General features: G+C 71.1%; 9 protein-coding genes, 1 tRNA gene and 1 pseudogene. 3 read left to right on the forward strand and 8 right to left on the reverse strand.

Features of this window, described 5'->3' with window-relative positions:
- Positions 1–15: 15 nt before the first annotated feature.
- The 3 genes from FMEAI12_RS14380 to FMEAI12_RS14390 form a co-directional block, all read right to left on the reverse strand.
- Positions 16–2,346, reverse strand: coding sequence for a vWA domain-containing protein (locus tag FMEAI12_RS14380; protein ID WP_157904238.1), 2,331 nt, complete (start codon positions 2,344–2,346; stop codon positions 16–18).
- Positions 2,347–3,375: 1,029 nt separating this feature from the next.
- On the reverse strand, positions 3,376–4,629 hold the full coding sequence (locus tag FMEAI12_RS14385) for a vanadium-dependent haloperoxidase (RefSeq protein ID WP_235013999.1): 1,254 nt from the start codon (positions 4,627–4,629) through the stop codon (positions 3,376–3,378).
- 287 nt (positions 4,630–4,916) lie between these two features.
- The gene (locus FMEAI12_RS14390) at positions 4,917–5,180 is read right to left on the reverse strand and encodes a hypothetical protein (protein ID WP_071061548.1); all 264 of its coding nucleotides are present in this window, start codon (positions 5,178–5,180) and stop codon (positions 4,917–4,919) included.
- 511 nt (positions 5,181–5,691) lie between these two features.
- On the opposite strand from FMEAI12_RS14390, the pseudogene FMEAI12_RS38140 reads away from it, so the two are divergent.
- Positions 5,692–5,826, forward strand: a pseudogene (locus FMEAI12_RS38140) (ATP-binding cassette domain-containing protein); the annotation flags it as partial.
- A gap of 586 nt (positions 5,827–6,412) precedes the next feature.
- Positions 6,413–6,823, forward strand: coding sequence for a hypothetical protein (locus FMEAI12_RS14400; RefSeq protein WP_071061544.1), 411 nt, complete (start codon positions 6,413–6,415; stop codon positions 6,821–6,823).
- A gap of 143 nt (positions 6,824–6,966) precedes the next feature.
- Here the strand turns inward: FMEAI12_RS14400 and FMEAI12_RS14405 are convergent.
- From FMEAI12_RS14405 to nadD, 4 genes are all read right to left on the reverse strand, one after another.
- Positions 6,967–7,040 (reverse strand) — tRNA-Ala (locus FMEAI12_RS14405).
- 53 nt (positions 7,041–7,093) lie between these two features.
- The gene (locus tag FMEAI12_RS14410; protein ID WP_112106413.1) at positions 7,094–7,843 is read right to left on the reverse strand and encodes a histidine phosphatase family protein; all 750 of its coding nucleotides are present in this window, start codon (positions 7,841–7,843) and stop codon (positions 7,094–7,096) included.
- Positions 7,840–8,274, reverse strand: a complete 435-nt coding sequence (gene rsfS / locus FMEAI12_RS14415) for a ribosome silencing factor (protein WP_071061538.1) — start codon at positions 8,272–8,274, stop codon at positions 7,840–7,842. Before rsfS ends, FMEAI12_RS14410 begins: the two co-directional genes overlap by 4 nt.
- Positions 8,275–8,484: 210 nt before the next feature.
- The gene (gene nadD, locus FMEAI12_RS14420) at positions 8,485–9,102 is read right to left on the reverse strand and encodes a nicotinate-nucleotide adenylyltransferase (protein WP_020462717.1); all 618 of its coding nucleotides are present in this window, start codon (positions 9,100–9,102) and stop codon (positions 8,485–8,487) included.
- Positions 9,103–9,311: 209 nt separating this feature from the next.
- Between nadD and FMEAI12_RS14425 the strand changes: the two genes are divergently transcribed.
- Positions 9,312–10,148, forward strand: a complete 837-nt coding sequence (locus FMEAI12_RS14425) for an SDR family oxidoreductase (protein ID WP_112106414.1) — start codon at positions 9,312–9,314, stop codon at positions 10,146–10,148.
- On the opposite strand, the gene FMEAI12_RS14430 is transcribed toward FMEAI12_RS14425, so the two are convergent.
- On the reverse strand, positions 10,109–10,702 hold the full coding sequence (locus tag FMEAI12_RS14430) for a helix-turn-helix domain-containing protein (protein ID WP_112106415.1): 594 nt from the start codon (positions 10,700–10,702) through the stop codon (positions 10,109–10,111). The two genes, FMEAI12_RS14425 and FMEAI12_RS14430, sit on opposite strands and share 40 nt — an antisense overlap.
- Positions 10,703–10,894: the final 192 nt, after the last annotated feature.

Here is a 10,894-nt window from a genome sequence, read left to right on the forward strand (position 1 = left end):
GGCTCGCTATCCGGATCAGTCGAACAGGTCGTCGTTACGGGGCGAGCGGCCACCGCCGGGCGGCGGCTCCGGGCTCGCGGGTGGGTTGAAGCCGCTCGGTGCGGGGCGCTGCGACGGGCCGCCGGGGATCCAGGTCGTCACCTCGGACTGGTCGGCCCCCGACACCGGGTCATACGAGCCGGCGGGCGCGGAGGCGCGGCCCGCGCCGTGGCCGGCCCACGAGTCAGCGCTCCCGCGGTGATCACCGGCCCGCTCGTACAGGTCGTCGCTGCCCGGGACGGTCGAAAAGGGCTGGTCGTCCCGCACGGCGGCGGTCACGGTCAGCGCGAGGCCGGCCTCGATCTCCACCGGCATCCCCGCCGAGATGTCGCGCGTCGTCCCGTCCGCGGTCCTCAGCTGCAGGACCCGGTGCCGGTTGCGGGTCACCGCGTACCCACCGCCGCCTCCGTACGAATGGTCGAGATGCGGGGCGACGCCGGTCGCGTCGAGCACCACGAACGGGAATCGGCTACCGGTGTCCGACCGGGCCTGCAGGTGCCCCATCGGCTGACCGCCGCGGCTCAGGTACACGGTGACGTCACTGACGTCGCGGACCCTGCGGTCGGTCTGGCGCAGCCAGGCGGCGAGCAGCAGCAGCGCGAGCACCACCGCCAGGGCCAGCACCCACAGCCACCAGAACCGCTCCAGCAACGACGCGGGACGGCCGACGTCCGCGTTGAGGCGGGACCACGCGAGCACGGTGGACGGGTTGGCGGCGTCGACCAGGATCACCGTCCCGCTGGTGGCGCCCAGCGCGGTGTCCTCGCCGAAGGTGACGGTGAGCCGGTGCTCGCCGCGGCCGCGCTGCTGGCTGGCGATCGTCGCCGGGTCGATCGTCGCGCGCGCCCCGTTGCTGAGATTGCGCAGCTGGAGCGAGAGGGTGCGGGCCTGCCCGTCGGTGTTGTCCACCACGACCGAGCCGGTCAGGCTGCCGCCGGGCGCCACGTGGCCGCGGCCGAGCTGCAGCGACGCGGTGATCGGGCTGGCCTGGGCCGCCACCACCGTCGTGTAGACGGTGGACGCGCCGACGACACCCGGCCCGTCGATCGTGCCGACGAAGGTCAGCGCGCCCTTGGCGTCCGGCGGGACGGTGATGTGCCCGCTGTACTCGGCGTCGCCGGCCACGGCGTCGCCCTCGCGGCCGTCGTTGGTCAGCCGCACGGTCTGCTGTTCGATGCTGTCGCCGGACATCCGCACGCCGAACTGGATGCCGTCCAGGGTGTCGGGGTCGTCGATCGCGCCGTCGCGGGTCTGCAACTGGACGCTGACGACGGCCTGCTGCCCGGGCTGCGGCACGGGCGGGTTGAGACCGACCACTGCCTGGAGCACGCCCTGCCACATCGCGGCGGCGCCGACGATCTGGCCGGGCGGCACGTCGGCCGGGGCCGTGAGCCGGATCTTCCAGGTGCCCGGCCTGGGGTTCTGCACCCGCAGCGACTCGACCGTGCCGTTGGCGGTGCTCCGGGTGAAGATCGAGCCGTCGAACTCCCTGGTGTCGCCGACCTCCTTCCCGTTGGGGTCGACGTAGCTGACCTCCACCCGCGAGTCGCCCTTGATGACGGCGATGACCCCGTCGGTGCTGATCTCCGGAATGGAGACGGTCAGCTCGACCGGCGACCCGGGCGAGAGCTTGCCGGTGTCGAACTCGGTGGTCTGGGCGCAGCTGGCGCTGCCGATCGCCTCGAACAGCGAGCGCGCCACGACGTCCGGCGAGGTCACCACCCGCGCCTTCGGCTGGTTGTCTGGCAGGTTGTTGCAGGTCTGCTGGGCACCGCCGGCGGCGAACCGGTCAAGCGCGGCCTGGTCGGCGTCACCGAAGCCGAGCGGCCAGATCTGGACGCCGTTGCTCCGGGCGGCCGCGACCTGGCTGTCGACCCGGCGCTGCGCCTCGGTGTTGCGTGCCCCCGGCTGGCCGTACTGTGGGCTGTTCGCCACGTCGAGCCGGCCGTCGGTGAGCAGGAAGATGAAGGAGGGCCGGCCCTCCTGCGCCCGCCCGAGGATGCTCAGCGCCTGGGTCATGGCCGCGGCGTGGTCGGTGTCGGCGCCCTCGGACGGCTCACGGCGGTGCAGGCGGTCGATGCAGTCGACGAAGAACTGCTGTTTCGCAGGCTCCGCCTTCGTCAGCGGGCAGTAAACCTCGACCGCATGCTGCCCGGCTTCGCCGTTCGAGCTGCCGAAACCCACCACCGCAATTTCCGAATCGGGGGTCAGCGAACTGAACGCGAGCAGCTGGGCGGCTTCTTTCTCACGCCGCACCGCGTCGTCGTCCAGGCTGCCGGACTCGTCTACGAGGATCACGGCACGCATGGCAGCCGGACCGACGGACGCGGCCGAACCGGCGCCGGCCGGCGGCCGCCCCGCCGCGGCGGCCGCGGGACCTGCGATACCGGTCGCCAGTAGGCCGGCCACCACCAGGAGACCGGCGAATACCGCCGCTACGCGCGACCGGCGGGACAAGGCAGAACGTGGCCGTGGACGGCCCCCGAACGATCCCGAACCCATGCTGACACGACTCCCCCCAAGCCACGTTCAGACTGACATCCGGCCGGCGACGGCAGCAACACCTCAGGCCACCGCGGACCGCACGCCTTTCGCGGCACAATACCCATGCTGACCGTTGTTTTCGAGACGCGGGAAGCCGCTGGTGCGTGCGGTGTGAAACGCCACCCGGCGCCATCCGTCACGACGGCCGCGCCCACCGCGCGGCAGCCACGACCCGCGGCCGATGGCCGCCCGTCGTCACGATGTCCACTTGCTGCCAGCGGGACGGGCCGCCGCGGAGCCCCCGACCGACACCGCCACCCGACCACCCCCCACCTGCCGGCGGAGTAGGCCGAAGCTGTCGCGGAGCAGCGTAACGGGCCACCACACGAGCAGGTCTCCAGTTGAGCGGAACATGTCCGTGGAACCGGACCGCGAAGTTATCACCAGTCAATACCTCGCCATCCAACACCGACAACTCAGCAGGAACAAGAAACTCCACGGAGCATCGACGGTACACCGGGCGGCGCCCACTCTTGTCGCGGCCATCGCAATGTGACCGGAGCGTCACCAGGGGGCCGGCCCGCGCGACTCCTCCGCCCTGTGTCGCCACCACGCGGCCACCAATGTGGCCGCGTTGAGGAATGCCGAGAAATGGCGGTGTTCAGGAGCGGGGGGGCGCCATGGCACCCCCCGCGTATTTCCGGATCGGCATGCGACGGCAAAGCGGTCCGGCCGATCGGGTTCAGGTTGCGACCGCGACCACATATTGCCTGCTCAGGGGCCGCAAAGGGCACCGCCGCAACCACCGGGCAACCCGGCGCCGGGTACCGCTTGCCGCGCCGTGCGGGCCGGTCAACGCCGCGGGCGGAAATAGTTCCTGGTCGCGTAGGCAGTCACCTTGGCGCCGATCTTCGCGCCCTCGGTGTCGGCCGACCGAGTGTGGATGCCACCCCAGACGCGAGCCTCGATCACCTCGGCGATGGCATGGGAGAAACCACGGAAGTAGCGTGTGGTACCCGAATCGGCACTGTACGCACTGAACGGGATGTCGTCCCGGCCGAAGAAGAACGCCAGCGTCGACATGCTCGCCGTCGTGAAGCAGGTGTGCCCGGACGTGAAGTCGGGGTGTGGCGGGGTGACGAGCAACGGTGCCCAGGTCGGGTCGGCGGTGGTTGCCGGGTTGCCGTCGGTGTCGGCCAGCTGGATCGCGGTGACCGGCCGCCAGGACGTCCAGGCCGCCTTCTCGTTGAAGCAGGCGATCGTCGCGTCGGCCTCGGTGAGGTCGACCATCGCGAACATGCGGGCCGTCTGCAGGGTGCTCAGACGGCGGCCCGTGGCGAGCTGGCGCTTGATCTCCCATTCACCCAGGTGTCGGTCGTGCCACCAGATCGCCGCCTGGGTCTGGTCGAGCGTCCTGGTCGTACTGTTGACGGCGCCGATCGTTTTGACCTCGTTCAGGTCCCGGGCGTAGCGCTCGGAGGTCAGCGCCGGCGGCCCGGCCGAACGGAACATCGACGCGCTCGGGATCAGGAACGGCCTGAGGTTCGCCACCCAGGCCGTGTCGGAGGCGAAGGTCGGCGGGGTCGGCCGCCACTGGCCGGGCTGGGTGCCCACCGGCCAGGTCGGATTACCGAAGGCCCCGTCGTTCTGCCGAGCACTGATCATCGCTGCGGCGGTCTGGCCACCCACGGCGGTCCCGCTCCGCTTCGCCGCGTCATCGGGAAGGTTCGCCATCCACTCGTCGTACTGCGTCTGCAGCCGCGGCCGCTGGGCCGGGAACAGGGAGCTGAGTACCTGGAAGGCGGCGGTCGCGACGGCGGCGTCCGTCGACTCGCGCCCGCTGGCCCGCGGGGCGAGGAGATAGGGCTGGTAAGGCCGCCCGGCGATGGCGTTCACCGCGTCATAAACGGCTCCGTGCACCATCGCGAAGCTGCGTGCCTGGACCTGCGGCTGCTGGCCGGCGACGTCCCAGATCGCGGTCTGCGCATTACGGTCCCAGATGATGACGGCATTGGTGGATGTGTTCTCACCGGCCGCCCGCGCGGCCGGGAGCCCGGCCGCGACCGGTAACGCCGCGGCGAGGACACCGACAACGGCCGTACACACGACTCCACGGCGGGCGCGCACCCAACGTGCCATGACTGACCCCCTTGCTGGCAGTCAACCAAACCGACTGCCGCATTGGCGCGAGTCCGCCGTGATGAGACACGCCTCGTCGCGCGCGCGTGCCCCGCACCGACCGAACGACGAGGAAGTCGACGGTGGTCCGGCAGCTATTCGGGTCATCATGGCACCGCACCGTCAGGTGCGTCCGGAATTGCCGCACAAAACGATGTTCTGCCTGGTCGCCGGCCACGCCCGCCCGGTGGCCGGCGGGCGGGCGCGGCCGGCCCTCACAAAACCCCGGACCCGCGCAGGATGCCCAGGGCCACGATGAGGGCCGCGACGACGTAGACCACGGTGCCGAACAGGCCCAGGCGGCCGGGCTCGGCCAGGTTGTTGTCACGGGGCCAGGTGCACTCGCACGCGACCTTCACGGCGCTCCCCCCGACGGCCCAGCCCGCGGCGATCAGCGCGACGTCGGCCGCGGTGACAAGCGCGTCGAGACTGTCGCTCGTGGGGGCGGTGAGGGTGACCGAAAGGGTGTGCTCGGGCATCAGGCCGGCCCCGTTCCGGGGATTCCGGGGGTAATGCCGCCGATACCGGCACCCACGGCACCGGAAAGGGCGGTGATAGACGGCGTCTCAGGCACGGGTTGCCCTTCTGGGGTGTACCCGATCGGCAATGGCACGCAGCGCGAGCCGCAGGACGCCCTGGCCATCGAGGTCGCGTATGGCAAGCGCCACGCGCGCCGAATGCTCCGACTCTTCGACACAGGCGCATTTCGGCGAGTCGAAGCCGAGAACGCCGTGTGCCTCGTCCAGGGCTGCCCGGCAACCAGAACTCCTGCTGCCGCGGGCCGAAACGGTGTTGACAGAATAGCTGTTCATCCTGTGGTCACTATATGGCACCGACCTTCACCCGCCCCACCATTGAGCAGGTGTCCGTAAGGTGTCCACCATTCGCGGGTTGCATTCTTCCGGGAAGGCCGCCCCGGCACCGGCCCGAGCCCGCCGCTGGGCGACACACCCGGGCCACGCGACGTCCGCGCCCGGGCCGCTGGCCTGCACCCGTGTCGGGGAGGCGGGTGCACGCCTGTCCGGTGGCGAGCACCAGCGGGTGTCGATCACCCGGGCGCCGCTCAAGCGGGCCCCGATCGTCCTGCTCGACGAGGCGACGGCCACGCTCGACCCGGCAGAAAACTAAGATTATGTTCGTGGTGACACGAGGAGTCCCTTCGAACGCGCCAAACAAGATCATTTTTTGGATGCCGATAGGAGCCCTCTCAACTGCTGGCTGCTCAGCGTTGCCCGTCTCATGGCCGGAGGCGGGATGCACGGACCGGGACAACGAACTTGCCGCAAGGTTGAACAACCTCGCCGTACTCGACCTGCATCCTGCTGGCGCAACGGTCCAAGAACAGGGATTTGGCTGCAGCGAAAGCTCCGGCGCAACATATGCGGGGCGCACATACCGGCCGGCGGGTACGACCGATGGAGTGATGGAGTTCTACCATCGCACCGTGCCCGCGGCCGGCTGGAAGCTGGAGCACGTCGACAATCGCCCGGTCGATCCCGGCGAACCTATGCACATTGGATCAAGCCGATGCTACTCCAAGTCCACCGAAGGCAGCACCGTTTTTCTGACCATATGGTTTCCGGACGACTCCGGTGAGGATGGGAACGACCCACCAGGACCAGGGATCCGTCACTTCAGATTGGACGTGACGGCGGGCAGGGACGGCATCTCGACCTGCTGACACTCTACTTTTCGACGCCGACGGAGAACGATGTATGCCCTCGTCCCGACACGGACGCGCGCGGCCAGCGCGGTCGCCTTTGCCTGCCTGACCGCACTACTCGGCGGCTGCGGGTCCTCATCCTCGGAGCCCGCCGCCGGAGGCGAACCGCGCCGCGGCGAGGGTCTGGTCAGCAACGAGCGGCCGGGGCCTGCGGTCGCTTACAAACTCTCCACGCACTGCGGTATCACGGAGGCGCGTTACCAGGACCGCTACTACGAACTCGTCCCGCCGCTACACGACGGTAACGGCAACCCGCCGGCCGGTTGGGGCAACCCGGTCCAGCCGGGAACGCTGACACCGGCCAGCGATACAGAAGTCGTCTTCACGGACGACGCCGGGCATCGCGTGGCCTTCGCACTGCGGCCCGGCGCCACCACATGGAAGCGGCTCTGCGACTGACTCGCCTGTCTGACGCACGGGTCAGCGCTGGCGGCGATGGTTCGCGTCCTCGACGCTGTCAGCGACCCGCTACGGCAGACTGCCCGAAAAAGAAGCGAACCCCCGTCAGACTTCCGACAGGGGTTCGAACATACCTACTATTGTGGAGCTGAGGGGATTCGAACCCCTGACCCTCACACTGCCAGTGTGATGCGCTACCAGACTGCGCCACAGCCCCATATTACGACGTACTATTTATATCTTACTCGACCGCAACCGGTACTTGCTGTCTCAACCGCTTGCTGGTTGCGTCTGCGAGTGTACAGGTTCCGTGTCGCTTGCCGTCGGGGCCTCCTGCGTCGGCAGGATCGCCTCGGCTGGTGGGTGGGAAGCTGTGCTCCCCGGTCCGACGCTGACGACCTTATCAGGCGCCGCGGCGACTGTGGCGAGGGGTCCGGTGTTGTGCTCCACCAGCCGAAATCCGCCCGGCTCGCGCCGCAGCATCGACCAGCGGCAGTTGCCCAGCGGGCCGAACACCCACCAGTTCTGGACGGGCACGCCGAGGACACGCCCGAGGAGCGACCGGGCCGTCCCCCCGTGCAACACGAAGACGACGAGGCCGCCGGCGGTGACCGGCAGACCCTCGGCGACGATGTCGTCGAAGACGGCGCCGGCCCGTGCGCCGACCTCCTCGTACGTCTCGCCGCCGCCGCGGCGGACGTCCTCGCCGCGGCGCCAGGCGGCGTCCTCCGCGGGGAAGCGGGCGGCGGCCTCGGCGCCGGTGAGCCCGGACCACGCCCCCAGGTCGATCTCGCGCAGCCGCGCGTCGGCGCGGACGGGCAGGCCGATCCGCGCCGCGGTCTCCCGGCAGCGGCGCAGGTCCGAGGAGACCACGAGCTCAGGGTTGAGAGCCCTGATGAACGGGCCCACCAGCTCGGCCTGCCGCTGGCCGGTCGAGTCCAGGGACGGATCAGCGTGGCCCTGGAACCGCCCCGCGTCGTTCCAGGACGTCCGCCCGTGCCTCCAGAGCAGCAGCCTCACCGCGGCTCTGCCGTACCGCCGCCCGCGCCCGCCACGCCACCCGTGGCCGCGGTGGCCACCCCGGCGCCGACGGTGGCGTCCACGAACGGGATGACCGGGCAGTCCTTCCACAGCCGTTCGAGGCTGTAGTAGACCCGTTCCTCGGCGCGCAGCACGTGCACGACGATGTCGGCGAAGTCGAGCAGGACCCACCGGCCCTCGCGCTCGCCCTCGCGGCGCAACGGCTTCGCCCCCAGCGCCCGCAGCTTCTCCTCGATCTCGTCGACGGCGGCCTTGACCTGCCGCTCGTTCTCGGCCGACGCGATGACGAAGCAGTCGGTGATCGTCAGCCGCTCGCTCACGTCGAGGATCAGAATGTCCTGGGCGATCTTGTCGGCGGCGGCCTGGGCGGCGGCGAGGGCGAGCTCGGTGGCTCGCGGTGAAGCGGTCACGCTGGTCGGTCTCCAAAGCGGGTTAGGTGCGCGCCCTGGCGGGGCACTCGGCCGGGCGTTGACACCGCCCGATCGGAGCACCCCGGCGGGAGCGCCGGCCGCCCGCTGTCGGACGGCCGTATCAAGCGTGACACACCCACGGGAGTGCCGGCGAACATCCGTCCCGCGATCGGGTCGAATGTTCCCCGGCGCCGGGTCCCCGGGCTCGGGTCACCCGGGGTCGACGGGGGGCGGGCCGACGGCCGACCGCGGGTCGTACAGCCCGCGTTTGGCGATGTAGCGGACGACGCCGTCCGGGGTCAGGTACCAGATGGGGGCGGCCCGGGCGACCCGCTGGCGGATGTCCGAGGAGGAGATCGCGAGCGCCGGCACCTCGAGGAGGCTGACCGACTCGTCGGGCAGGCTGGCGTGGCGACGCAGGTGGTAGCCCGGCCGGGTCACTCCGATGAAGTGCGCCAGCCCGAAGAGCTCGGTGTGGTCCCGCCAGGTGAAGATCTGGGCGAGGGCGTCGGCGCCGGTGATGAAGAACAGCTCGTCACCCGGCCGCTGCCCGCGCAGGTGCCGCAGCGTGTCGATGGTGTACGTCGGGCCGCTGCGCTCGATGTCGATGCGGCTGACGGTGAACCGCGGGTTCTCGGCCGTCGCCAGGAAGGTCATCAGGTAGCGGTCCTCGGCGGCGGAGACCTCGCGGTCGACCTTCTGCCACGGCCGCCCGCTCGGCACGAAGACGACCTCGTCCAGGTCGAAGAGCGCCGCGACCTCGCTGGCCGCGACCAGGTGCCCGTTGTGGACGGGATCGAACGTCCCGCCCATCACGCCCAGTCGCACGTGGGGACACTAACTCCGCGCAAAGTCGTGGCGCCTCGTCCAGAGCGCTCACGGTGGGATGTCCTGCGTCACTCCCCAGCTGAGTTGCAGTTTCCAACTCAGAACCCTACGGTGATCCGCAGGGACGGCCGGACATCGGCGACGTCCCGGCACAGGCGGGGCATGGCCCGGCCGGGGCATGGCGGGCGACGAGGGACGGAGCGCGGGCGATGGCGAGGATCAAGGGATCAGTCGTCCTGGTGACCGGGGCGAACCGGGGACTGGGGCGGGCGTTTGTCGAGGAGCTGCTGGCCCGGGGTGCCGCGAAGGTCTACGCGGCCGCGCGCGACCCACAGTCGGTCCAGACCCCGGGCGCCGTACCGATCCGGCTGGATGTCAACGACCCGGCCCAGGTGGCCGCGGCGGCCGAGGCGACCGGCGACGTCGACATCCTGATCAACAACGCCGGGAGCTCGACCGGCGCGTCGGTGCTCACCGGGGACGTCGACGACATCCGCCTGGAGCTGGAGACCCACTTCTTCGGGCCGCTGCGCACGGTCCGCGCCTTCGCCCCGCAGCTCGCGCGGCACCGCACCGGCGCCGGCGCGGCGGGTGACGGCAACGCGAACGGGAACGGGGCCGGCGCCGGCGGTGCGGGAGCCACGGGGCACGCGGGCGCGTCCGGTGGGGCGGTGCTCAACGTCCTGTCGGCCCTGTCGTGGTTGGCGGCGCCGACGAGCGGGGGCTACTGCGCGGCGAAGAGCGCCGCCTGGTCGCTGACGAACTCCCAGCGGCTGGAGCTGGCCGACCAGGGCGTCGCCGTGACGGCGCTGCACGTCGGCTACATGGACACCGACATGACCCGCGCCGTCCAGGCGCCGAAGTCGGACCCGGCCACCATCGCGGCGCTCGCGCTGGACGGCGTCGAGGCCGGAGCCGCCGAGGTCCTCGCGGACGACACGAGCATTCACATCCGGGCGGCGCTGTCGGGTGGGCTCACCGACCTCTATCCGGCGCTCGCCGAGCTCTACTCCTCGCGCGAGCCCGTGGCCACGCTGACGGGCTGACCAGCCCCGCCCACCGCGTCCACCGGCGGACGGCCCTCCGGCACACTCACGGCCGGCTGGGCCGCCTCCGGGCCGGCCTCGATGCGGGGCCAGCCCGGCCCGGGGGTGGAGACGACGTCGCGGACGTCGATCTCCGCCCCGGCGCCGTCGACGAAGGCCACCCGCACCGGCTCGCCGCCCACCGCGGAGCGGTACACCGTGGCCGGACCGTGGCCGGAGGGCCGGTGCGCGTCGCCCCACTGCTGCAGCGACCCGAGCACGAGGCGCAGGTCGTGGCCGGCCGGGGTGAGGTGGTAGCTGTACCGCTCGCGTGACCCGGGCTCGCGGTAGGCCTGGCGTTCGAGCACCCCGGCCTCGACCAGCGTGCGCAGGCGGACGGTCAGGACGTCCGTCGCTATGCCCAGCGCGTCGCGGAACTCGGCGAAGCGGGTGCGCCCGCGGAACGCCTCGCGGACGACCAGCAGAGTCCACCGCTCACCCAGCACCTCGAGGCTGCGGGCGATGGAGCATCTCGCCCCGTCCGGCGGGGCCGCCGACCTTGGCACGCCGATCACGATACGTCGCCATCCCGCCCGCTGGCCAGGCCACGGCCCTTCCCCCTCCCCCTCCCCGCCTGGGGCCGACGGCCAGAGCCACAACGAGTGACAGGGCGACGGGGCGAACGTCGCGGCGCGCGGCACTAGGCTGGCCGGGGAGCCGAACGATCCGATGCCGAACGATCCGATCGAGCCCGCCCATATGGAGCC

Origin of the sequence: Parafrankia sp. Ea1.12 (assembly GCF_900465275.1) — a bacterium.
In the GTDB taxonomy this organism is placed as follows: Bacteria; Actinomycetota; Actinomycetes; order Frankiales; family Frankiaceae; genus Parafrankia; species Parafrankia soli.